This window comes from Delftia sp. SD018, assembly GCF_017355445.1.
GTDB lineage: Bacteria > Pseudomonadota > Gammaproteobacteria > Burkholderiales > Burkholderiaceae_C > Comamonas > Comamonas acidovorans.
The window spans coordinates 151419-175124 of record NZ_JADDRN010000004.1 but is presented as its reverse complement, the minus strand read 5'-3'; the positions used below and the strand labels follow the sequence as shown (position 1 = coordinate 175124).

24 protein-coding genes and 1 tRNA gene are annotated in these 23706 nt (G+C 64.1%); 23 read left to right on the top strand and 2 right to left on the bottom strand.

Annotation, left to right across the window (positions count from 1 at the left end; all coding sequences use genetic code 11):
* Positions 1-52: 52 nt before the first annotated feature.
* The 23 genes from secG (at position 53) to INR38_RS06680 (ending at position 21438) form a co-directional block, all read left to right on the top strand.
* The gene (secG, locus tag INR38_RS06790) at positions 53-445 is read left to right on the top strand and encodes a preprotein translocase subunit SecG (RefSeq protein ID WP_012206980.1); all 393 of its coding nucleotides are present in this window, start codon (positions 53-55) and stop codon (positions 443-445) included.
* Positions 446-562: 117 nt separating this feature from the next.
* Positions 563-647 (top strand) — tRNA-Leu (locus INR38_RS06785).
* 73 nt (positions 648-720) lie between these two features.
* A complete protein-coding gene (locus tag INR38_RS06780) occupies positions 721-1080 on the top strand; it encodes an NADH-quinone oxidoreductase subunit A (RefSeq protein WP_012206979.1) in 360 nt (119 codons plus the stop codon).
* A gap of 23 nt (positions 1081-1103) precedes the next feature.
* Entirely contained in the window at positions 1104-1583 is a 480-nt protein-coding gene (locus tag INR38_RS06775; protein WP_012206978.1) for an NADH-quinone oxidoreductase subunit B, read from the top strand.
* A 10-nt stretch (positions 1584-1593) separates the two neighbouring features.
* On the top strand, positions 1594-2202 hold the full coding sequence (locus INR38_RS06770; RefSeq protein ID WP_043783660.1) for an NADH-quinone oxidoreductase subunit C: 609 nt from the start codon (positions 1594-1596) through the stop codon (positions 2200-2202).
* Positions 2203-2234: 32 nt separating this feature from the next.
* A complete protein-coding gene (locus tag INR38_RS06765) occupies positions 2235-3488 on the top strand; it encodes an NADH-quinone oxidoreductase subunit D (RefSeq protein WP_013801061.1) in 1254 nt (417 codons plus the stop codon).
* Positions 3485-3976 (top strand): NADH-quinone oxidoreductase subunit NuoE, encoded by a 492-nt coding sequence (nuoE, locus tag INR38_RS06760; RefSeq protein ID WP_012206975.1) that lies wholly within the window; start codon positions 3485-3487, stop codon positions 3974-3976. Before INR38_RS06765 ends, nuoE begins: the two co-directional genes overlap by 4 nt.
* Positions 3973-5331: an NADH-quinone oxidoreductase subunit NuoF gene (gene nuoF / locus INR38_RS06755; RefSeq protein WP_034396578.1), complete on the top strand. Its 1359-nt coding sequence runs from the start codon at positions 3973-3975 to the stop codon at positions 5329-5331. The genes nuoE and nuoF overlap by 4 nt, the downstream gene beginning before the upstream one ends.
* 15 nt (positions 5332-5346) lie before the next feature.
* Positions 5347-7470 carry an NADH-quinone oxidoreductase subunit NuoG gene (nuoG, locus tag INR38_RS06750; RefSeq protein WP_013801063.1) on the top strand — a complete coding sequence of 708 codons (2124 nt, stop codon included), beginning with the start codon at positions 5347-5349 and terminating at the stop codon, positions 7468-7470.
* Positions 7467-8543 carry an NADH-quinone oxidoreductase subunit NuoH gene (gene nuoH, locus INR38_RS06745; RefSeq protein WP_013801064.1) on the top strand — a complete coding sequence of 359 codons (1077 nt, stop codon included), beginning with the start codon at positions 7467-7469 and terminating at the stop codon, positions 8541-8543. The genes nuoG and nuoH overlap by 4 nt, the downstream gene beginning before the upstream one ends.
* An 11-nt stretch (positions 8544-8554) precedes the next feature.
* Positions 8555-9064 (top strand): NADH-quinone oxidoreductase subunit NuoI, encoded by a 510-nt coding sequence (gene nuoI / locus INR38_RS06740; RefSeq protein ID WP_012206971.1) that lies wholly within the window; start codon positions 8555-8557, stop codon positions 9062-9064.
* A 34-nt stretch (positions 9065-9098) separates the two neighbouring features.
* A complete protein-coding gene (locus INR38_RS06735) occupies positions 9099-9767 on the top strand; it encodes an NADH-quinone oxidoreductase subunit J (RefSeq protein ID WP_012206970.1) in 669 nt (222 codons plus the stop codon).
* Positions 9764-10072, top strand: a complete 309-nt coding sequence (gene nuoK / locus INR38_RS06730; protein ID WP_012206969.1) for an NADH-quinone oxidoreductase subunit NuoK — start codon at positions 9764-9766, stop codon at positions 10070-10072. The genes INR38_RS06735 and nuoK overlap by 4 nt, the downstream gene beginning before the upstream one ends.
* Positions 10073-10125: 53 nt before the next feature.
* The gene (nuoL, locus tag INR38_RS06725) at positions 10126-12159 is read left to right on the top strand and encodes an NADH-quinone oxidoreductase subunit L (RefSeq protein WP_034396572.1); all 2034 of its coding nucleotides are present in this window, start codon (positions 10126-10128) and stop codon (positions 12157-12159) included.
* A 16-nt stretch (positions 12160-12175) separates the two neighbouring features.
* Positions 12176-13651, top strand: a complete 1476-nt coding sequence (locus tag INR38_RS06720; RefSeq protein ID WP_012206967.1) for an NADH-quinone oxidoreductase subunit M — start codon at positions 12176-12178, stop codon at positions 13649-13651.
* A 24-nt stretch (positions 13652-13675) separates the two neighbouring features.
* Complete coding sequence (gene nuoN, locus INR38_RS06715) at positions 13676-15169, top strand: NADH-quinone oxidoreductase subunit NuoN (protein ID WP_012206966.1); 1494 nt, start codon at positions 13676-13678, stop codon at positions 15167-15169.
* Between the two features lie 55 nt (positions 15170-15224).
* Complete coding sequence (locus INR38_RS06710) at positions 15225-15530, top strand: DUF2818 family protein (RefSeq protein WP_012206965.1); 306 nt, start codon at positions 15225-15227, stop codon at positions 15528-15530.
* 38 nt (positions 15531-15568) lie between these two features.
* On the top strand, positions 15569-16078 hold the full coding sequence (locus INR38_RS06705; protein ID WP_207441919.1) for a DUF1178 family protein: 510 nt from the start codon (positions 15569-15571) through the stop codon (positions 16076-16078).
* 613 nt (positions 16079-16691) lie between these two features.
* A complete protein-coding gene (locus INR38_RS06700) occupies positions 16692-17462 on the top strand; it encodes an ABC transporter ATP-binding protein (RefSeq protein WP_012206963.1) in 771 nt (256 codons plus the stop codon).
* Between the two features lies 1 nt (position 17463).
* Complete coding sequence (locus tag INR38_RS06695) at positions 17464-18174, top strand: ABC transporter ATP-binding protein (protein WP_043819222.1); 711 nt, start codon at positions 17464-17466, stop codon at positions 18172-18174.
* Positions 18175-18273: 99 nt separating this feature from the next.
* Positions 18274-19470, top strand: coding sequence for an ABC transporter substrate-binding protein (locus INR38_RS06690; protein ID WP_012206961.1), 1197 nt, complete (start codon positions 18274-18276; stop codon positions 19468-19470).
* A 57-nt stretch (positions 19471-19527) separates the two neighbouring features.
* A complete protein-coding gene (locus tag INR38_RS06685; protein ID WP_012206960.1) occupies positions 19528-20412 on the top strand; it encodes a branched-chain amino acid ABC transporter permease in 885 nt (294 codons plus the stop codon).
* A 27-nt stretch (positions 20413-20439) separates the two neighbouring features.
* The gene (locus INR38_RS06680; protein ID WP_012206959.1) at positions 20440-21438 is read left to right on the top strand and encodes a branched-chain amino acid ABC transporter permease; all 999 of its coding nucleotides are present in this window, start codon (positions 20440-20442) and stop codon (positions 21436-21438) included.
* A gap of 61 nt (positions 21439-21499) precedes the next feature.
* On the opposite strand, the gene INR38_RS06675 is transcribed toward INR38_RS06680, so the two are convergent.
* Both INR38_RS06675 and INR38_RS06670 read right to left on the bottom strand, forming a co-directional pair.
* On the bottom strand, positions 21500-22624 hold the full coding sequence (locus tag INR38_RS06675) for a carotenoid 1,2-hydratase (RefSeq protein WP_207441917.1): 1125 nt from the start codon (positions 22622-22624) through the stop codon (positions 21500-21502).
* A 3-nt stretch (positions 22625-22627) separates the two neighbouring features.
* Entirely contained in the window at positions 22628-23695 is a 1068-nt protein-coding gene (locus INR38_RS06670) for a PLP-dependent cysteine synthase family protein (protein WP_012206955.1), read from the bottom strand.
* Positions 23696-23706 lie beyond the last annotated feature (11 nt).

Genomic DNA, 23706 nt, shown 5'->3' with positions numbered 1-23706 from the left:
GCGGTTTTTCCATTCGCTTTTTTAGCTCTCGCGTTACTAGCAGGTACAACCAATGAATGCATTCGCAAGCGTGATCCTCGCCGTTCAGATGCTGTCGGCTCTCGGCATGATCGGCCTGATCCTGATTCAACACGGCAAGGGTGCCGACATGGGCGCCTCGTTCGGCAGCGGCAGCTCCGGCAGCCTGTTCGGTGCCTCCGGCAGCGCCAACTTCCTGTCGCGCTCCACGGCAGGCCTGGCCACGGTGTTCTTCGTGGCCACGCTGGCGCTGGCCTATCTGAGCAATGCGCGTCCCGTCAGCTCGGGCAGCGTGCTGGAAGGTGCCGCACCCATCACGGCGCCGGCTCCTGCGGCCTCTGGCGCTGCTGGCGAAGTGCCTGCTCCTGCTGCAGGCCAGGCGCCTGCTGCCGGTGCTGAAGGCGCCGCCCAGATCCCCACGAAATAATTTCGAACAAAGTCCTCGGTCCTCCGGGTCCGAGGGTTTTTCAGAGTAGAATCTAGAGATTGTTCGGTAGGCGGAATCTTTGCAACGGAGATAAAGAGCCAGCCGAAATCAAGACTTGCCGTCGTGGTGAAATTGGTAGACACGCTATCTTGAGGGGGTAGTGGCGAAAGCTGTGCGAGTTCGAGTCTCGCCGACGGCACCAAGATATAACTAAGAGCCTGCCCTGCTGATCAGGCTGATCGGTGCGGGCATGCCTTTCAAGGTAGCCGCACACGATGAACATCGACCAGTATCTTCCCGTTCTCTTGTTCATTCTCGTCGGCATGGGTGTCGGCGTAGTCCCCCTGGTACTGGGGTATGTGCTGGGTCCGAACCGACCCGACGCCGCCAAGAACTCCCCCTATGAATGTGGCTTCGAGGCCTTCGAAGACGCGCGCATGAAGTTCGATGTGCGCTACTACCTCGTCGCCATCCTGTTCATCCTGTTTGATTTGGAAATCGCCTTTCTGCTGCCCTGGGCCGTTGCGCTTCGGGACGTGGGTGGGGCTGGTTTCGCCGCTGTCCTGATTTTCCTGACCGTTCTCGTCGTGGGCTTTGTCTACGAATGGAAGAAGGGTGCGTTGGACTGGGACTGAAGCGGGTTCACTAAGGAAACACGATGATCGAAGGCGTGATGAAAGAAGGCTTCATCACCACGAGTTACGACTCTGTGGTGAATTGGGCCAAGACGGGCTCGCTGTGGCCCATGACATTTGGTCTGGCCTGCTGCGCGGTGGAGATGATGCACGCTGCGGCGGCGCGTTACGACATCGGTCGCTTTGGCTCGGAAGTCTTCCGTGCCAGCCCGCGGCAGTCGGACCTGATGATTGTGGCCGGCACCCTGTGCAACAAGATGGCGCCCGCCATGCGCAAGGTCTATGACCAGATGTCCGAGCCCCGCTGGGTCATCTCCATGGGCTCGTGCGCCAACGGCGGCGGCTACTACCACTACAGCTATTCCGTGGTGCGCGGCTGTGACCGCATCGTGCCGGTCGATGTCTATGTGCCTGGCTGCCCCCCCACGGCGGAAGCCCTGATCTACGGCATCATCCAGCTGCAGCAGAAGATCCGCCGCACCCATACCATCGCTCGCGTCTAAGGGCTAGATGATGACTGCTATTGCGATTCACCCCGAAGTGCTTCGGGATGTGGTGGCTGCTGCCTTGGGCGACAAGGCGCGCAGCGTGACCGTGGCCCTGGGCGAAGTGACGGTCGAAGTGTCCGCCGCCCAGTATCTGGAGGCCATGCAGGTTCTGCACACCGCCCCGGATTGCCGGTTCGAGGTCCTGGTGGACCTGTGCGGCGTGGACTACTCCACCTATGCAGAAGTCGGGCGTGAAGGCCCGCGCTTTGCCGTGGTATCCCACCTGCTGTCGATCAGCCTGAACCAGCGCCTGCGCGTTCGTGTCTTTTGCACCGACGACGATTTCCCGGTGGTGGCCTCCGTCACTTCCGTCTGGGCGGGTGCGAACTGGTTCGAGCGCGAGGCGTTCGACCTGTTCGGCATCGTCTTCGACGGCCATGACGACCTGCGCCGCATCCTGACCGACTACGGCTTCATCGGCCATCCCTTCCGCAAGGACTTCCCGCTGTCGGGCCATGTGGAAATGCGCTATGACCCCGAGCAACAGCGCGTGGTGTACCAGCCGGTCACCATCGAGCCCCGCGAGATCACGCCGCGGATCATCCGCGAAGACAACTACGGGGGCCTGCACTGAAGGCGCTCCAGGCGCCTTTTTGATGGACGACCATGGCTGAAATCAAGAACTATTCCCTGAACTTTGGTCCGCAGCACCCGGCAGCGCACGGCGTGCTGCGCCTGGTGCTGGAGCTCGACGGTGAAGTGGTGCAGCGCGCAGACCCGCACATCGGTCTGCTGCACCGTGCGACAGAAAAACTGGCAGAGAGCAAGACCTACATCCAGTCGCTGCCCTATATGGACCGGCTGGACTACGTGTCCATGATGTGCAACGAGCACGCCTACTGCCTGGCCATCGAGAAGCTGCTGGGCATCGAGGTGCCCATCCGCGCCCAGTACATCCGCGTGATGTATTCGGAGATCACCCGCATCATGAATCACCTGATGTGGCTGGGCTCCAGCGGCAACGATGCGGGCAGCTCCACGACGCTGATCTACACCTTCCGTGAGCGCGAAGACCTCATGGACATGTACGAGGCGGTTTCGGGCGCGCGCATGCACGCGGCCTATTTCCGTCCGGGCGGCGTCTACCGCGACCTGCCCGACACCATGCCGCAGTACAAGGCCAGCAAGGTGCGCAATGCGCGCTCGGTCGAGATCATGAACCGCAACCGCCACGGCTCGTTGCTGGACTTCATCGACGACTTCACGCAGCGCTTCCCCAAGTGCGCGGACGAGTACGAGACCCTGCTGACCGACAACCGCATCTGGAAGCAGCGCAACGTGGACATCGGCGTGGTGACGGCCGAGCGCGCCATGAACCTGGGCCTGACCGGCCCCATGCTGCGTGCCTCCGGCGTGGCCTGGGACATGCGCAAGTCGCAGCCCTACGAGGTCTATGACCGCATGGACTTCGACGTGCCTGTGGGCAAGACCGGCGACTGCTACGACCGCTACCTGGTGCGCGTGGCCGAAATGCGCCAGTCCAACCGCATCATCAAGCAGTGCGTGGACTGGCTGCGTGCCAACCCGGGCCCGGTGATCGTGGACAACCACAAGATTGCCCCGCCGCCGCGCGAAGGCATGAAGTCCAACATGGAAGAGCTGATCCACCACTTCAAGCTCTTCACCGAAGGTTTCCGCGTGCCCGAAGGCGAGGCTTACGCGGCCATCGAACACCCCAAGGGGGAGTTCGGCATCTACATCGTGAGCGATGGGGCCAACAAGCCCTACCGCCTGAAGATCCGTCCGCCGGGATTCGCCAATCTGTCCGCCATGGACGAAATGTGCCGAGGCCACATGCTGGCCGACGCCGTGATGGTGCTGAGTACCCTGGACATCGTGTTTGGAGACGTTGACCGATGATTACCGAAGCGACCAAGGAGCGCTTTGCGCGCGAGGTGGCCAAGTACCCGGCCGACCAGAAGCAGTCTGCCGTGATGGCCTGCCTGTCCATCGTGCAGCAGGAGCAGGGCTGGGTCAGTGCCGAGAGCGAGGCCGTGATTGCCGAGTTCCTGGGCATGGCCGAGATCGCGGTGCATGAAGTCACCACGTTCTACAACATGTACAACCAGCGCCCCACGGGCACGTACAAGCTGAACGTCTGCACCAACCTGCCTTGCCAGCTGCGCGACGGCTACAAGGCGCTGCACCATCTGGAATCCCGCCTGGGCATCAAGATGGGCGAGACCACGCCTGACGGCATGTTCACGCTGCAGCAGTCCGAGTGCCTGGGCGCCTGCGCGGATTCGCCGGTGATGCTGGTGAACGACCGCTGCATGTGCAGCTTCATGAGCAACGAGAAGCTCGACGAATTGATCGACGGCCTGCGCGCCGCGGAGGGCAAGGCATGAACGCCGCCGCACAATCGGTCCTGGCCAAGTTTGCCTCTTCGGGCAGCGAGACCTGCTTTCACGACCGCCACATCAATCCGCAGATCTACGCCGACCTGACCGGCGCCAACTGGTCCATCAAGGACTACGAGGCACGCGGCGGCTATCAGGCGCTGCGCAAGATCCTGGGCAAGGATGGCAGCGAAGGCCTGACCCAGGATCAGGTGATCGCCACCGTCAAGGAATCGGGACTGCGCGGCCGCGGCGGCGCAGGTTTCCCCACGGGCCTGAAGTGGAGCTTCATGCCCCGCCAGTTCCCGGGCCAGAAGCACCTGGTCTGCAACTCGGACGAAGGCGAGCCGGGCACCTGCAAGGACCGCGACATCCTGGTGCACAACCCGCACATCGTGATCGAGGGCATGATCATCGCCGCCTACGCGATGGGCATCTCCCTGGGCTACAACTACATCCACGGCGAAATCTTCGAAGCCTATGAGCGCTTCGAGGCCGCGCTGGAAGAGGCCCGCGCCGCCGGCTACCTGGGTGACAACATCATGGGCAGCAGCTTCAGCTTCCAGCTGCACGCGCACCATGGCTTCGGCGCCTACATCTGCGGCGAAGAGACGGCGCTGCTGGAGTCGCTGGAAGGCAAGAAGGGCCAGCCGCGCTTCAAGCCGCCGTTCCCGGCCAGCTTCGGCCTGTACGGCAAGCCCACCACCATCAACAACACCGAAACCTTTGCGGCCGTTCCCTGGATCATCCGCAACGGCGGCGCTGCGTACCTGGAGTGCGGCAAGCCCAACAACGGCGGCACCAAGATCTTCTCGGTCAGCGGTGACGTGAACCTGCCCGGCAACTACGAAGTGCCGCTGGGCACGCCCTTCAGCAAGCTGCTGGAGCTGGCAGGTGGCGTGCGCACGGGCCGCAAGCTCAAGGCGGTGATCCCCGGTGGATCGTCCTCGCCCGTGCTGCCGGCTGACATCATCATGGAATGCACGATGGACTACGATTCCATCGCCAAGGCCGGCTCCATGCTGGGCTCGGGCGCCGTGATCGTGATGGACGACTCGCGCGACATGGTCGAGAGCCTGCTGCGCCTGTCCTACTTCTACCAGCACGAGTCCTGCGGCCAGTGCACTCCCTGCCGCGAAGGCACGGGCTGGCTGTGGCGCGTGGTCAACCGAATCGAGCACGGCGAAGGCCGTCCTGAAGACATCGAGCTGTTGGACTCGGTGTCCGTGAACATCATGGGGCGCACGATCTGTGCGCTGGGCGATGCGGCAGCGATGCCGGTGCGCGCCATGATCAAGCACTTCCGCCACGAGTTTGAAGCGAAGATCCAGAACGCTTCCAAGCAGACGGTCCACGCCGCCTGATCGCGAGAAAAGCATATGGTTGAAATTGAACTGGACGGAAAAAAGGTGGAGGTCGCCGAAGGCTGCATGGTCATGCATGCAGCCGAGAAGGCAGGCACCTACATCCCGCATTTCTGCTATCACAAGAAACTTTCCATCGCCGCCAACTGCCGCATGTGCCTGGTGGATGTGGAAAAAGCCCCCAAGCCCATGCCCGCCTGCGCCACGCCCGTGACGCAGGGCATGATCGTGCGCACCAAGAGCGAGAAGGCGATCAAGGCACAGCAATCGGTGATGGAGTTCCTGCTCATCAATCACCCGCTGGACTGCCCGATCTGCGACCAGGGCGGCGAATGCCAGCTGCAGGATCTGGCCGTGGGCTACGGCAGCTCCGCCTCGCGCTACGAGGAAGAAAAGCGCGTGGTCTTCCACAAGGACGTGGGCCCGCTGATCTCCATGCAGGAGATGAGCCGCTGCATCCACTGCACCCGCTGCGTGCGCTTCGGACAGGAAGTGTCCGGCGTGATGGAGCTGGGCATGATCAACCGCGGCGAGCACTCCGAGATCACCACGGTGGTGGGCGATACGGTGGACTCCGAGCTGTCGGGCAACATGATCGACATCTGCCCCGTGGGCGCGTTGACCAGCAAGCCCTTCCGCTACAGCGCCCGCACCTGGGAGCTGTCGCGCCGCAAGTCGGTCTCGCCCCATGATTCCACGGGTGCCAACCTCATCGTCCAGGTCAAGAACCACAAGGTTCTGCGCGTCGTGCCCTTCGAGAACGAAGAGGTCAACGAGTGCTGGATCGCCGACCGCGATCGCTTCTCCTACGAAGCCCTGAACAGCGACGAACGCCTGACCCGCCCCATGCTCAAGCAAGGCGGCGAGTGGAAGGAAGTCGATTGGCAGACCGCCCTCGAATACGTGGCCAACGGCCTGCGCCAGATCAAGAACGACCATGGCGCCTCCGCCATCGGTTCGCTGGTCAGCCCGCACAGCACGCTGGAAGAGCTGTACCTGGCAGGCAAGCTGGTGCGTGGCCTGGGCAGCGAGAACATCGACTACCGCCTGCGCAATGCCGAGTTCACCGCCGCCCAGGGCGTGCAGTGGCTGGGCACGCCCATCGCGTCGCTGTCCAAGCTGCAAGGCGTCCTGGTGCTGGGCTCCAACCTGCGCAAGGACCATCCGCTGTTCGCGCAGCGCATCCGCCAGGCTGCCAAGCAGGGCTGCGCCGTGCTCGCCATCAATGAGCGTGTCTACGACTGGGCCATGCCGGTGACGGCGTCCATCGTGGCTGCCCCGGACTGGGCCCAGGCGCTGGCCGATGTGGCCGCCGCCGTGGCGCAGGAAAAGGGCGTTGCCGCTCCCGTGGCCGCCGCCGACGTGCATGCCGAGGCCCAGGCCATCGCTGCCGCGCTGCTGCGCGGCGAGCGCAAGGCCATCTTGCTGGGCAATGCCGCTGCGCACCACGCACAGGCATCGACCCTGCTGTCGCTGGCCAACTGGATTGCCGAGCAGACCGGCGCCTCGGTCGGCTACCTGACCGAAGCCGCCAACACGGTGGGCGCCCAGTGGGTGGGTGCACAGCCTGCCGCTTCGGGCCTGAACGCAGGCCAGATGCTGGCCGGCGGCCTCAAGGCCGTGCTGCTGCTGAACAACGAACCCGTGTTCGACTCCGCTGCCGGCGCCCGCGCCGCAGAGGCACTGGGCAAGGCCGAGATGGTCGTGACCCTGAGCCCCTTCAAGGCCAACATGGAATTCAGCGACGTGCTGCTGCCCATCGCCCCGTTCACGGAAACCTCGGGCAGCTTCGTCAACGCCGAAGGCCGCCTGCAGAGCTTCCACGCCGTGGTCAAGCCGCTGGCCGAAGCCCGTCCGGGCTGGAAGGTGCTGCGCGTGCTGGCCAACCTGCTGGGCGTGCAGGGCGTGGACTACGAGACGTCGCAGGACGTGCTCGCAGCCGCCACGGCCGCTGCCACCAGCGTGCCGGCCAACCTGCTGGGCAACGGTGCTCCTGCCGTGAATTCCATCGCCAACGGTGCCGGCCATGCCGCGCCCGTGGTGGCCAGCATTTATCAGCTCGACAGCATCGTGCGCCGCGCGACATCGCTGCAACTGACGGCAGATGCACGTCAGGCTCGTGAGGGAGGCGCCGCATGATTGACGCACTCAAGACGGCCGGTGCCGGCCTGATCGCCGCACCCTGGTGGACCGACGTGGCTTGGCCAGTGCTCTGGATCCTGCTGGGCATCGTTGCCATCGTCGCCCCGCTTATGGGAGCCGTGGCCTACCTGACGCTGTGGGAGCGCAAGCTGCTGGGCTTCATGCAGGTTCGCATGGGTCCCAACCGCGTGGGTCCCTTCGGTCTGCTGCAGCCTCTGGCCGACGGCCTGAAGCTGCTGACCAAGGAACTGATCCAGCCCACGGCTGCTGCCAAGGGCCTGTTCTACGTGGGCCCGGTGATGGCCATCATGCCCGCCCTGGCGGCATGGGTGGCGATCCCCTTCGGTCCCGACGTGGCCCTGGCCAACGTCAATGCCGGCCTGCTGCTGATCATGGCCATCACGTCCATCGAAGTCTATGGCGTGATCATTGCGGGCTGGGCCTCCAACTCCAAGTACGCCTTCCTGGGCGCGCTGCGCGCCTCGGCACAGATGGTCAGCTATGAAATCGCGCTGGGCTTCTGCTTCCTGGTGGTGATCATGGTCACGGGCAGCATGAACTTGACGCAGATCGTGCTGAGCCAGGGCCAGGGCCAATTCGCCAGCATGGGTGTCAGCGTCCTGTCGTGGAACTGGCTGCCGCTGCTGCCGATCTTCGTGGTCTACCTGATCTCGGCCGTGGCCGAGACCAACCGCCACCCCTTCGACGTGGTCGAAGGCGAAGCCGAAATCGTGGCCGGCCACATGGTCGAGTACTCGGGCATGGGCTTTGCCATCTTCTTCCTGGCCGAATACGCCAGCATGTGGCTGGTGTCCATCCTGGCCGTGGTGATGTTCCTGGGCGGCTGGCTGCCTCCGTTCGACTTCCTGTCGTTCATCCCCGGATGGATCTGGCTGGCGGCGAAGACTTTCCTGGTCGTGTCCATGTTCATCTGGATCCGTGCCACCTTCCCGCGCTTTCGCTATGACCAGATCATGCGTCTGGGCTGGAAGATCTTCATTCCCGTCACCCTGGTGTGGCTGGTCGTCGTGGGTGGCTGGATGCACTCGCCTTGGAACATCTGGAACTGAGCGGAGCAAGAATGTCTGCGGTTGCTGCTACCCCATTTTCGATCAAAGATTTCCTCAAGAGCTTCATGCTCTGGGAACTGGCCAAGGGCATGGCCCTGACTGGCCGCTACACCTTCCGCCGCAAGGTCACGGTGCAGTTCCCCGAGGAAAAGACACCCCTGTCGCCGCGTTTTCGCGGACTGCACGCCCTGCGCCGTTATGACAACGGCGAAGAGCGCTGCATTGCCTGCAAGCTGTGCGAGGCGGTGTGCCCGGCCATGGCCATCACCATCGAGTCCGATGTGCGTGACGACGGCTCGCGCCGCACCACGCGCTACGACATCGACCTGACCAAGTGCATCTTCTGCGGCTTCTGCGAGGAAAGCTGCCCGGTGGACTCGATCGTCGAGACGCATATCTTCGAGTACCACGGAGAAAAGCGCGGCGACCTGTACTTCACCAAGGACATGCTGCTGGCCGTTGGCGATCGCTACGAACCCGAGATTGCCGCCGCCAAGGCTGCGGACGCCAAGTACCGCTGAAGCGGCTCCTTGATCACTTGAAAAGATTCGATCCATGGACGCCAAAACTGGTTTCTTCTATCTGTTCTCGGTCGTGCTGCTGTTTGCAGCCTTCCGGGTCGTCACGGCGCGCAACCCCGTGCATGCCGTGCTCAACCTGATCCTGGCCTTCTCGCAGGCTGCCGGCATCTGGCTTCTGCTCAAGGCCGAGTTCCTGGGCGTGACCCTGGTGCTGGTCTACCTGGGCGCCGTGATGGTGCTGTTCCTGTTCGTGGTGATGATGCTGGATATCCGCATCGACGCCGTGCGCCAGGGGTTCTGGAAGCATTTCCCCTTCGCTGCCCTGATCGGCGCACTGATTGCCTTTGAAATGGGCATGGTGCTGATGGGCGGCTTCAGCGGCGTCGAGGAGCCCAAGGCCATTGCGGCCACGGTCAACGCTGCCGGCCAGACCGTGCAGTACTCCAACACCCAGGCCCTGGGCAAGCTGCTGTACACCGAATACCTGTACCCCGTCGAGATCGCTGCCGTGATCCTGCTGGTGGCCATGATTGCCGCCATCGCCCTGACCCTGCGCAAGCGCAAGGACAGCAAGGCAGTGAACCCGGCCCAGCAGATCCGCGTGCGCGCAAAGGATCGCCTCGAGCTGGTCAAGGTGCCGGTCACCCAGGCGCCGCAGGCACCGGCCGCCGAGGCAACCCCCGCCGTGGAGACAAAAGCATGACGTTGACTTTGGGCCATTATTTGACGCTGGGTGCCATGCTGTTCGCGCTCTCCGTCGTTGGCATTTTTCTGAACCGCAAGAACCTGATCGTGCTGCTGATGGCCATCGAGCTGATGCTCCTGGCCGTCAACACCAACTTCGTGGCGTTCTCCAGCTATCTGGGTGACATGCACGGCCAGGTGTTCGTGTTCTTCATCCTGACAGTGGCAGCCGCCGAGTCGGCCATCGGTCTGGCGATCCTGGTGCTTCTGTTCCGCAACAAGACCAGCATCAATGCGGAAGATCTCAACTCCCTCAAGGGTTGAGTCCGCCGTAACTTGCAAGGTTCTTAAGAATGAGTCAAACACTCTCTGCATCCATGCTCCTGGCGGTGCCGCTGGCACCGCTGGCGGGCTCCGTGCTCGCGGGCATCTGGGGCACGGCCTTCGGCGGCAACAAGATCGGTCGCGGCGGCAGCCATACCCTCACCATCGCGGGCGTGCTGATCGCCTTCATCCTGTCGGCCATCACGTTCAACAGCGTGATCTTCGACGGCGCGCGTTTCGACCAGTCCATCTATACCTGGATGGAAATCGGCGGCCTGAAGATGGAGGTCGGTTTCCTGATCGACAGCATCACGGCCATGATGATGTGCGTGGTGACCTTCGTGTCGCTGATGGTGCACATCTACACCATCGGCTACATGCAGGAAGATGACGGCTACAACCGTTTCTTCTCCTACATCTCGCTGTTCACGTTCTCCATGTTGATGCTCGTCATGAGCAACAACCTGCTGCAGCTGTTCTTCGGCTGGGAAGCCGTGGGCCTGGTGTCCTACCTGCTGATCGGCTTCTACTACAACAAGCCCACGGCCATCTTCGCCAACATGAAGGCCTTCCTGGTCAACCGTGTGGGTGACTTCGGCTTCATCCTGGGCATCGGCCTGATCGCTGCTTACACCGGCACCATGAACTACGGCGAAATCTTCGCCAAGCTGCCCGAGATCCAGAACACCCTGCTGCCGGGCACCGGCTGGCTGCTGGTGACGGTGACGGCCATCTGCCTGTTCATCGGCGCCATGGGCAAGTCGGCACAGTTCCCGCTGCACGCCTGGCTGCCCGATTCGATGGAAGGCCCGACCCCCATCTCGGCACTGATCCACGCCGCCACCATGGTGACGGCCGGCATCTTCATGGTCTCGCGCATGTCGCCGCTGTACGAGCTGTCGGACACGGCACTGAGCTTCATCCTGGTGATCGGCTCCATCACGGCGCTGTTCATGGGCGTGCTGGGCATCATCCAGAACGACATCAAGCGCGTGATCGCGTACTCCACGCTGTCGCAGCTGGGCTACATGACCGTGGCCCTGGGCGCCTCGGCCTACTCGGTGGCCGTGTTCCACCTGATGACCCACGCCTTCTTCAAGGCCCTGCTGTTCCTTGGCGCCGGCTCGGTGATCATGGGCATGCACCACAACCAGGACATCCGCTGGATGGGCGGCGTGCGCAAGTACATGCCCATCACCTGGATCACCTTCCTGCTGGGCAACCTGGCGCTGATCGGTACGCCGTTCTTCTCGGGCTTCTACTCGAAGGACGCCATCATCGAAGCCGTGCACGCCACGAACCTGCCGGGCGCAGGCTTCGCGAACTTCGCGGTGCTGGCCGGCGTGTTCATCACGGCCTTCTACTCCTTCCGCCTGTACTTCATCGTCTTCCACGGCAAGGAGCGCTACGACCAGAACCCGGACGCGCACCACGATGACCACCACGGTCACGATGACCATCATGCCCATGACGACCACCACGGCCATGGCCACGATGCCAAGCCGCACGAGTCGCCCCTGGTCGTGACCGGCCCGCTGATGCTGCTGGCCATCCCCTCGGTGGTGATCGGTGCCATCGCGCTGATGCCCATGCTGTTCGGTGACTTCTTCAAGGGCGTGATCCACGTCGATGGCGCAAAGCACGGCGCCATGGCCGAACTGGCCGAGAAGATCCACGGCTGGGTGCCCATGGCACTGCACGGCTTCACGGCCGCGCCGTTCTGGCTGGCACTGGCAGGTGTCGTCGTCTCCTACCTGTTCTACATGGTCAAGCCCGAAGTTCCTGCGGCCATCAAGTCGGCCATGCAGAAGATCGGTGTCTACCAGGCACTGGAAGGCAAGTACGGCGTGGACTGGGTCTACGAAAACATCTTCGCCCGTGGTGCTCGCGCCTTCGGCAGCTTCTTCTGGAAGGTCGGCGACCAGGCCATCATCGATGGCGCCATCGTCAACGGTTCGTGGAAGCTCATCGGCCGCATCGGCCAGTGGGTGCGCAAGCTGCAGTCGGGCTATCTCTATCACTACGCGTTGGTCATGCTGCTGGGCGTGTTCGCTCTCATGACGTATTTCGTGTGGCTCAACAAGTAGTAGAGGAAGAACAAAAATGCATTGGTTGAGTCTTTCAATCTGGGTGCCGATCGCATTCGGCGCCCTCCTGCTGGCCCTGGGCCGCGAGGACCAGGTCAAGGCAGTGCGCTGGCTGGCCCTGGTCGGCGCCCTGGCCGGCCTGGCGGTCACGCTGCCGCTGATCCAGCAGTTCGACAACAGCACGGCTGCGATGCAGTTCGTGGAGAAGGCGCTGTGGATCGAGCGCTTCAACATCTACTACCACCTGGGCGTGGATGGCATCTCGTTCTGGTTCGTGCCGCTGACGGCCTTCATCACCGTGATCGTCGTGATCGCGTCGTGGGAAAACATCACGGAGCGCGTGAACCAGTACATGGGCGCGTTCCTGATCCTGTCCGGCCTGATGGTCGGCGTGTTCAGCGCACTGGACGGCCTGCTGTTCTACGTGTTCTTCGAAGCCACGCTGATCCCGATGTACCTGATCATCGGTATCTGGGGCGGACCCAACCGCATCTACGCGGCCTTCAAGTTCTTCCTGTACACGCTGATGGGTTCGCTGCTGACCCTGATCGCGATCATCTATCTGTACACCCAGTCCGGTGGCAGCTTCGAGATCCTCGACTGGCACAAGCTGCCGCTGTCCATGACGGCCCAGACGCTGATCTTCTTCGCCTTCTTCGCGGCCTTCGCCGTGAAGGTGCCGATGTGGCCGGTGCACACCTGGCTGCCCGACGTGCACGTGGAAGCGCCCACCGGCGGCTCCGCCGTGCTGGCAGCCATCATGCTGAAGCTCGGTGCCTACGGTTTCCTGCGCTTTTCCATGCCCATCGCCCCTGATGCATCGCACAAGTGGGCCTGGCTGGTCATCGCGCTGTCGCTGGTCGCCGTGATCTACGTGGGCGTGGTCGCCCTGGTGCAAAAGGACATGAAGAAGCTGGTGGCCTACTCGTCCGTGGCCCACATGGGCTTCGTGACCCTGGGTTTCTTCATCTTCAACCCGCTGGGCGTTGCCGGCGGCATCGTGCAGATGATTGCCCACGGCTTCGTGTCGGGCGCCATGTTCCTGTGCATCGGCGTGCTCTACGACCGCGTGCACTCGCGTGAAATCGCCTCCTACGGCGGCGTGGTCAACACCATGCCCAAGTTCGCAGCCTTCGCACTGCTGTTCGCCATGGCCAACTGCGGCCTGCCCGCAACGGCCGGCTTCGTGGGCGAGTGGATGGTGATCCTGGGTGCCGTCCAGTACAACTTCTGGATCGGCCTGGGCGCTGCCACGGCGCTGATCTTCGGCGCCGCCTACACCCTGTGGATGTACAAGCGCGTCTACCTGGGTCCGGTCACCAACGACAATGTGCGCGGCCTGACCGACATCGGCAACCGCGAGTTCCTGGTGCTGGGTCTGCTGGCCATCGCCGTGCTGTACATGGGTCTGTATCCCAAGCCCTTCACTGACGTGATGGATGTGTCCGTGGCCGAGCTGCTCAAGCATGTGGCCATGAGCAAGCTGCAGTGACCAGACTGAAACGAGAGAATCGAGATGATTGACAACATCAGCTGGCTGGCCATCTATCCGGAGATCCTTCTCCTGGTCATGGCCTGCGTGATCGCCCTGGTGGACCTGGGCGTCAAAAGCCCGCGCCGCACGGGCACCTATGTTCTGACGCTGCTGACCCTGGGCGTGGTGGCCGTGCTGCAAGGCATGTACGCCTCCAGTGGCAACACCTTCTATGGCTGGGGCAACATGGTGGTCTCCGACGCCATGGGCAACTGGCTCAAGTGCTTCGCCACCGTGGCCATGATGGTCACCCTGGTCTACGGCCGCCCCTACGCCGCCGACCGCGACATGCTGCGCGGCGGCGAGCTGTTCACGCTGGCCATGCTTGCGCTGCTGGGCATGTTCATCATGATCTCGGGCAACAACTTCCTGGTCATCTACCTGGGCCTGGAGCTGCTGACGCTGTCCAGCTACGCCCTGGTGGCCCTGCGCCGCGACCACACGGCGTCGGTCGAGGCCGCGATGAAGTACTTCGTACTCGGCGCCATGGCCAGCGGCTTCCTGCTGTACGGCATGTCCATGCTCTACGGTGCGACCGGCTCGCTGGACATCGGTCAGGTCTTCAAGGCCATCAACTCGGGCGAGATCAAGCACCAGGTGCTGGTGTTCGGCCTGGTCTTCGTGGTCTCCGGCCTGGCCTTCAAGCTGGGCGTGGTTCCCTTCCACATGTGGGTTCCCGACGTCTACCAGGGCGCTCCCACGGCCATCACCACCATGATCGGTGGCGCGCCCAAGCTGGCCGCCTTCGCCATCGTCATCCGCCTGCTGGTGGACGGCCTGCTGCCGCTGGCCATCGACTGGCAGCAGATGCTGGCGGTGCTTGCCATCGCCTCTCTGCTGGTCGGCAACCTGGCCGGCCTGCAGCAGACCAACCTCAAGCGCATGCTGGCCTACTCGACCATCTCGCAGATGGGCTTCGTGCTGCTGGGCCTGATGTCGGGTGTGGTGGATGGCAAGGTCGATCCGGCCACCATCGAGAACGCCTACAGCTCGGCCATGTTCTACGTGGTGACCTACGTGCTGACCACGCTGGCCGCCTTCGGCGTGATCCAGCTGCTGGCCCGCGAAGGCTTCGAGAGCGAAGAGGTCGCCGACTTTGCCGGCCTCAACCAGCGCAGCCCGCTGTATGCCGGCGTGATGGCGATCTGCCTGTTCTCCATGGCCGGTATCCCCCCCCTGGTGGGCTTCTACGCCAAGCTGTCGGTGCTGCAGGCACTCGTGGCATCGGGCCACAGCCTGTACATCGCGCTGGCCGTGTTTGCCGTGGTCATGTCGCTGATCGGCGCCTTCTACTACCTGCGCGTCGTCAAGGTCATGTACTTTGACGAACCCATCACCGCCACCAGCGTTTCCGCTTCGCTGGACGTGCGCGTGGTGCTGACCCTCAACGGCGCCCTGGTGCTGGGGCTGGGCCTTCTGCCGGGTGGCCTGATGGCCCTGTGCGCCGACGCCGTCGTGCGCGCCCTGGCTTCCTGATCCACTTTCCCGATGCGGGGCCCTGCACGCAGGGCTCCGCGGTGAGGACATCGGCTTGTCGCAAACCGCTTCGATCTGGCTCGTGATATTGGCTGCCCTTGTGGCAGCCAATTTGCCTTTCTTCAACGCCCGCTGGCTTCAGCTGGGGCCGCTGCGCGCCCAGCGCAAGCCGCTGGCCATGTGCCTGCTGGAGATGGTGCTGCTGTACTTCATCGTCGGCGGCGTGGCGCTGCTGCTGGAGCGCCGTGTAGGGCAGATCGCGCCCCAGGGCTGGGAGTTCTATGCCGTCACGGGAGCGTTGTTCCTGACGCTGGCCTTCCCCGGTTTCGTCTATCGTTTCCTGATTCACCGCCGCGGCTGAGGCTGCGGTGCCGGTTGTCTCATGGGTGGGGGTGCGTGATGAAAGTGCTCGACCTGCATTGCCCGCACGGCCATCTGTTCGAGGGCTGGTTCGCCTCGGAAGATGATTTCCAGGGCCAGCTGCAGCGCCAGCTGGTGCTGTGCCCCGTCTGCGGCCACAGCGACATCACCAAGCGACTGAGCGCCCCCCGCATCAATCTTGGCGCCAAGCCCGCAGCCACGCCCCCGGCTGCAGCGGCTGAGCCTGCTGCAGCCGCCTCGGCTGCCAGTGCGGCAGCCGCTCCCTCACCGTCCATACCGCCCCAGGCGCGCGAGCAGCTGCAGGCCATGCAGGCCGCCTGGCTGAAATGGTCGCGCCAGGTGGCGCAGCAGACCGAGGACGTGGGCGAACGCTTCGCCGATGAAGCCCGCCGCATGCACTACGGCGAGACGGACGAGCGCGCCATCCGCGGCAAGGCCAGCCCCGAGCAGGCCATGCAATTGCTGGATGAAGGCATTACCGTCCTTCCATTGGCCTTGCCCGAAGGCAGCAAGGAAACGCTGCAGTAAGTGGCGACTGGCACGTGCTGTCTTGGCGACGACAATTGCGCCCATTGCAATGGATCGGGAATTTCCAGGCCAGGCCTTTGCTTGTTGCTATTGATTGAGTAGCGCTCCAGCTGACTTTGTCGCCCTTCAATTGAAGAGGCGACAAACTCAAGCATATCCGCGGCTTTTCGCATAGTGACTGAGCAGGCCACAGGGAGATTGCCGACCTGGGTGTTTCCCGTAAGGCAGCGGACATTGGCCGCTGCCCTGTAAGTCGCAAAAAGGGTAGTTTGCTATCGCTTTGGAAGCGCTCTGGCCTTCCGTGCGGGCCGCGCCGGGCCGAGATGCTGGAGAACCCTAGGCCCTGCATGCCACCGCGGCACCTTACAGCCCCGTGTGTGCTTGATTATTTCAAGTGTGAGTGGTTGCTTCTATCGTTTGCGAAGGCCAGGCTTGATGCGCCATGCTGCAGTGCGGGGCAGGGCCTGTGCTTAGGAGCACCTACGTAGGCGTTTTCCCGCTGCGGTGCACAACGTCGGCAAGCCTACGATGCGTCCGACCCTGCACAACGCCCGCCAGAGCCTCTGGCGACGCGTTGGGGGCTGGCAGCATCAACGGAGCAGGCGAAGCGCACATGAGCGACGTTATTCTCGAAACCCGGAACCTGACCAAAGAGTTCAAGGGATTTACGGCGGTGAGCAAGGTGGACCTTTCGGTGCGCCGTGGCTCCATCCATGCCTTGATCGGCCCCAATGGCGCAGGCAAGACCACCTGCTTCAATCTGCTGACCAAGTTCCTGGAGCCCACCTCCGGCACCATCCGTTTCAATGGCGAGGACATCACGCGGGAAGCACCGGCGCAGATTGCGCGCCGTGGCGTGATCCGATCCTTCCAGATCTCGGCCGTGTTCCCGCATTGCACGCTGCTGGAGAACGTGCGCATCGGCCTGCAGCGCAAGCTGGGCACGGAGTTCCATTTCTGGCGCAGCGAGAAGAGCCTGTCGCAGCTCGATGACCGCGCCATGCAGTTGCTGGCCGAAGTGGGCCTGCAGGATCTGGCCGACGAGGTCACGGTCAACCTGCCCTATGGCCGCAAGCGCGCGCTGGAGATTGCCACCACGCTGGCCATGGAGCCCGAGCTGATGCTGCTGGACGAACCCACGCAGGGCATGGGCCACGAAGACGTGGACCGCGTGACCCAGCTGATCAAGAAGGTCTCGGCCGGCCGCACGATTCTCATGGTGGAGCACAACATGAAGGTGATCTCCACCATTGCCGACCGCATCACGGTGCTGCAGCGCGGCGCCGTGCTGGCCGAGGGGCCATACGAGGAAGTTTCGCGCAACCCGCAAGTGATGGAAGCGTATATGGGCACCACCGACGGCCAGTTGCAGGGAGCGCATTGAGATGACTGCACCGGCATTGGAAATCAAGGGCCTGCAGGCCTGGTACGGCGAATCCCATGTGCTGCACGGCATGGACCTAGTGGTCCAGCCCGGCGAGGTGGTCACGCTGCTGGGGCGCAACGGCGCGGGCCGCACGTCCACGCTGCGCGCCATCATGGGTCTGACGGGCGCGCGCAAGGGCTCGATCAGGATCAATGGCGTGGAAGCCATCCACATGCCCACGCACCGCATTGCCCACCTGGGTGTGGGCTACTGCCCTGAAGAGCGCGGCATCTTCTCCAGCCTCTCTTGCGAAGAGAACCTGATGCTGCCGCCGCCGCTCAAGACCGGCCAGCCGGGCATGAGCGTGGATGAGATCTACGCCATGTTCCCCAACCTGGCCGAGCGCCGCCACAGCCAGGGCACTCGCCTGTCGGGTGGCGAGCAGCAGATGCTGGCGGTGGCGCGCATCCTGCGCACGGGCGCGCGGCTGCTGCTGCTCGACGAAATCTCGGAAGGCCTGGCACCCGTCATCGTGCAGGCGCTGGCCCGCATGATCACCATGCTGCGCACCAAGGGTTACACCGTGGTGATGGTGGAGCAGAACTTCCACTTCGCGGCGCCGCTGGCCGACCGCTTCTACGTGGTCGAGCACGGCCATGTGGTCGAGCGTTTCGGCGCGTCCGAGCTGCAGGCCAAGATGCCCGTGCTCAACGAGCTGCTGGGCGTTTGACCCGGATATCCATCGTGGCCGGCGCCTGGGGCTCGCCGGCTGCATTCCTGCCATGGCCCTGTGACAAAAACCCAAGACATCAACGCGAAGGAGACACCAATGAAAGCAAAACTGACCGCACTGTCGTGCATGCTGGCTGCGGCCGGCCTGGCCAGCCCGCTTGCCATGGCACAGGAGAAGGTGAAGATCGGCTTCGTGACCGACATGTCCAGCCTGTATGCGGACGTGGAAGGCAAGAACGCCGTCACCGCCATGCAGATGGCCATCGATGACTTCGGCGGCAAGGTGCTGGGCCAGCCCATCGAGCTGCTGAGCGCCGACCACCAGAACAAGGCCGACATCGCCGCCTCCAAGGTGCGCGAGTGGGTGGACACGCAAGGTATCTCGCTGGTGTTCAGCGGCACCAACTCCGGCACGGCCCTGGCGGTGTCGCAGGTGGCCAATGAGAAAAAGCGCGTGCACTTCAACAGCGGCGCGGGTTCCTCGGCACTGACCAACGAGCAGTGCAACGCCTACACCGTGCACTACGCCTATGACACCGTGGCCCTGGCCAAGGGCACGGGTACGGCCGTGGTAGAGCGCGGCGGCAAGGACTGGTTCTTCCTGACGGCCGACTACGCCTTCGGCCACGCGCTGGAGAACGACACCACGGCCGTGATCAAGGCCAAGGGCGGCAAGGTGGTGGGCGGCGTCAAGCACCCGCTCAATGCCTCGGACTTCTCGTCCTTCCTGCTGCAGGCGCAGGCCTCCAAGGCCCAGATCCTGGGCCTGGCCAACGCCGGTGGCGACACCATCAACGCCATCAAGGCCGCCAAGGAATTCGGCATCAACAAGAGCATGAAGACCGTGGGCCTGCTGGTGTTCCTGACCGACATCCACAGCCTGGGCCTGAAGAACACCGAAGGCATGCAGTTCACCACCAGCTGGTACTGGGACCAGAACGATGCCACGCGCAAGTTCGGCGAGCGCTTCTTCGCCAAGACCAAGCGCATGCCCACCTCCATCCAGGCTGCCGACTACTCGGCCGTGACCAGCTACCTCAAGGCCGTGCAGGCCGTGAAGTCCACGGATGCCGACAAGGTCATGGCCTACCTCAAGAGCACGCCCATCGACGACTTCTACGGCAAGGGCTCGATCCGTCCCGATGGCACCTTCGCCCACGACATGTACCTGGTCGAGGTCAAGAAGCCCGCCGAGTCCAAGAAGCCCTGGGATTACCTGAAGGTCGTGGCCACGCTGCCCGCCGACCAGGTCTGGACCACCAAGGCCGAGACCAAGTGCGCGCTGTGGAAGTAACGCTGCGCCGCCACTGACCCCCAACCGCCACCCGGCCAACCACGACAGCTGCATCCCATGGAAATCTTTGGTGTTTCCCTGCCAGGCCTGATGAGCCAGCTCCTTCTGGGGCTGGTCAACGGCTCGTTCTACGCCATCCTCAGCCTGGGGCTGGCGGTGATCTTCGGCCTGCTCAACGTGATCAACTTCGCCCACGGCGCGTTGTTCATGCTGGGCGCCATGGTCACCTGGATGGCCATGAGCTACTTCAACATCAACTACTGGGTGATGCTGGTGCTGTCGCCGTTGCTGGTGGGCCTGCTGGGCGTGCTGATCGAGCGCTTTTTATTGCGCTGGATCTACAAGCTCGACCATCTCTACGGCCTGTTGCTGACCCTGGGCCTGTCGCTGCTGATCGAGGGCCTGTTCCGCTCGGTCTACGGCGTCTCGGGCCTGGGCTACGACACGCCCGAGCTGCTGGAAGGCGCGACCAACCTGGGCTTCATGATCCTGCCCAACTACCGCGCCTGGGTGGTGCTTGCCTCCATCGTGGTCTGCGTGGCCACCTGGTTCATGATCGAGAAGACGCGCATCGGCGCCTACCTGCGGGCCGGCACCGAGAACCCGCGCCTGGTCGAGGCCTTCGGCGTCAACGTGCCCGTGATGATCACGCTGACCTATGCCTTCGGCGCGGCGCTGGCGGCGTTTGCCGGCGTGCTGGCGGCGCCCGTCTACCAGGTCACGCCGCTGATGGGGCAGAACCTCATCATCGTGGTCTTCGCCGTGGTGGTGATCGGCGGCATGGGCTCCATCATGGGCTCCATCCTCACCGGCCTGGGCCTGGGCGTGATCGAGGGCCTGACCAAGGTCTTCTGGCCCGAGGCTTCGTCCACCGTGGTGTTCTTCATCATGGTCATCGTTTTGCTCATCCGCCCCGCCGGCCTGTTCGGCAAAGAGAAATAACAAGAACGAGGACAAGGGGCCGACCACATGAAATCCAAGACTCTCGTTCAACGCATCGCCCCCTGGGGCTATGGCCTGCTGCTGCTGGGCCTGCTGGCGGCGCCCATGCTGGGTGCCTACCCGGTGTTCGTGATGAAGCTCATGTGCTTCGCACTGTTCGCCTCGGCCTTCAACCTGCTGCTGGGCTACACGGGCCTGCTGTCCTTCGGCCACGCGGCCTTCCTGGGCGGTGCGGCCTATGTGACGGGCTACGCCATCAAGGGCTGGGGCTTCACGCCCGAGCTGGCCATGCTGGCCGGCACGGCCGGGGGCGCGCTGCTGGGGCTGATCTTCGGCTGGCTGGCCATCCGCCGCCAGGGCATTTATTTCTCGATGATCACGCTGGCGCTGGCCCAGATGCTGTTCTTCGTGTGCCTGCAGGCGCCCTTCACGGGCGGCGAGGACGGACTGCAGGGCGTACCGCGCGGCAAGCTGTTCGGCCTCATCGACCTGACCAGCGACCTGACCATGTACTACGTCACGCTGGTCATCGTGGTCCTGGCCTTCCTGCTGATCGTGCGCACCATCCACTCGCCCTTCGGCCAGGTGCTCAAGGCCATCAAGGAGAACGAGCCGCGCGCGACCTCGCTGGGCTATGACGTGGCGCGCTTCAAGCTGCTGGCCTTCGTGATCTCGGCCGCGCTCACGGGCCTGGCCGGTTCTCTCAAGACCGTGGTGCTGGGCTTTGCCACGCTGTCGGATGTGCACTGGACCACCTCCGGCCACGTGATCCTGATGACGCTGATGGGCGGCCTGGGCACGCTGTCCGGCCCCATCCTGGGCTCGGCCGTGGTGGTCATGCTGGAGAACAAGATCGGCGAGTTCGGCAGCTTCCTGCAGCGCCTCACGGGCGTGGAGTGGTTCTCCACGCTGGGCGAGTCGGTGACCATCGTCACCGGCCTGATCTTCGTGGTCTGCGTGCTGCTGTTCCGCAAGGGCATCATGGGCGAGCTGATCGCCTGGCTGCAGAAAAAGCGTACTCCTTGAGAGCCGGGTTGGGACGGTTTCAAGGGGGTGGGCTACGTGCCCATGCTCTTGACTGCCATAGCTACAACTGCAGGGGCCGGGCGTAGCCCGTCATCTCCAGGTATCCCTGACCGGCTCGCGCCTCCTGGCCCGGGCCGGTGGGCGTTTGGAGGCCGCACAGGCCCTCCCAGTAGATGGCACCGGTGGAGGCGCTGCTGTCCAGCTCCTGGTCATCGACCAGGGCGTTCACGATGAAGCGGCCAGCGGGCGTGTCCACCTGCCATTGCACAGGGTAGCGCGCGCCGCTGGCGGGGCTGCTCCAGTGGCGCAGCGGTGTGAACTGCACGGCATCGTGGGCGAAGACCTGTACCTTGCCATCGGCGCCGCGCAGCGAGCCTCCGGCCCACAGCGCGCTGCCATCGCTGCGGCGCACTCGGAAGGCCGTGAGCGCACCGCCGTCGAACAGGTTCATGCCTATCCAGTCCCAGCCCACGGCCTCGGGGTGCATCAGGGCCTGGCTCCATTCATGGTCCAGCCAGGCGCGGTTGTCACCGGGTTCGCGCGCGGCTTCGATCTCCATGCGCTGGCCTGCCAGCTCCAGCGTGCCGCTCACCTGCAGTTGCGGGCGGCTGTAGTAGTAGCTGGCCTGCTCGGGCTCCGGCCCCTTGCGCGAGAGGCCGGCGCGGCCCTGCAGCAGCGGGTGCTCGCGGGTCTCGAAGCGCAGGTCCAGTGCGAATGCGGTGCTGCGTATGCGGGTGGTATAGCGTTCGGCCTCGCCGTTACCGGTGCCTTCATCGGTGCGCTGCAGCGACCAGTCCTGCAGCCGCACGTCGGCATCGGTCTCGCTGGCCTGGGCAATGCCAAAGCCTGCGCGCGCGATGCGCTGGTCGTGGTGCAGGCGGGCGCCCTGCACATCGCACAGCGCCGCATGGGCAAACAGCAGCTGGCGCGCCGCAAAGGCGGAGCGCAGCTCCTGCGTGGCCTGCACGCGTGACCGGAAGAAGGTGATCTGGAAACCCCAGGCCCGGCCCGCCGCGCGTGCCTGGCCGGTGATGTACCACCACTCGGTGCGCAGCCCGGGGTGGCTGCCATGGTCGCGCGGGAAGACCAGCGTGCGTGGCGGCAGTGCCCGGGCGGGCAGTCCTGCCGCCCCCAGGCCCAGGCCGGCAGCCAGGCCCAGCAGATGGCGGCGGGGCAGGGGCATCATGGATCAGCTTTGCAACTGCGCGATGCGCGCCTGGGCCGGCCCGCAGTCGCCGATGCGCTGCATCACCCAGTCCGCATCATGGTAGGTGGGCAGGTAGCGCTCGCCCGCATCGCACAGCAGCGAGAGGATGGAGCCCTGCTCGCCGCGCTGGCGCATCTCGCTGGCCAGCCTGAGCATGGCCACGTAGTTGGTGCCCGTGGACGGCCCCACGCGCCGGCCCAGCAGTGCGGACAGGCTGCGCATGGCGGCCAGGGAATCGCAGTCCGCCACCTCCTCCATGCGGTCCACCAGGGTGCGCACAAAGCTGGGCTCCACGCGCGGGCGGCCTATGCCTTCGATGCGCGAGCCCGGCGCGGTGAGGGTGGCATCGCCCGTGCGGTGGTAGGCGGCGAACACCGAGCCCTCGGGGTCGGCCACGCAGATGCCTGTGGCATGGCGCTGGAAACGCACGTAGCGGCCAATGGTGGCGCTGGTGCCGCCCGTGCCCGCGCCCACCACGATCCAGCGCGGCACGGCATGGCGCTCGCGCCGCATCTGGGTGAACATGCTCTCCGCAATATTGTTGTTGCCACGCCAGTCGGTGGCGCGCTCGGCATAGGTGAACTGGTCCATGTAGTGGCCGCCGGTCTGCGCGGCCACGGCGCGTGCCTCGTCGTAGACCTGGCCTGCGCTGTCCACGAGATGGCAGCGACCGCCGTAGAACTCGATCAGCGCAATCTTCTCGGCCGAGGTGCTGCGCGGCATTACGGCCACGAAGGGCAGGCCCAGCAGGCGCGCGAAATACGCCTCGCTCACGGCCGTGGAGCCGCTCGATGCCTCGACGATGGTCGAGCCCTCATGCACCCAGCCATTGCACAGCGCATAGAGAAACAGCGAGCGCGCCAGCCGGTGCTTGAGGCTGCCCGTGGGGTGGGTGGATTCGTCCTTGAGGTAGAGATCGATCCCCAGGTCGGCAAAGCCGGGCAGGGGCAGCGGGATCAGGTGCGTGTCGGCACTGCGCTGGTAATCGGCCTCGATGCGGTTGATGGCCTCATGCAGCCAGGAAGAGGTGGTGTGCGGCATGGCGGCCATTGTCGCAGGCT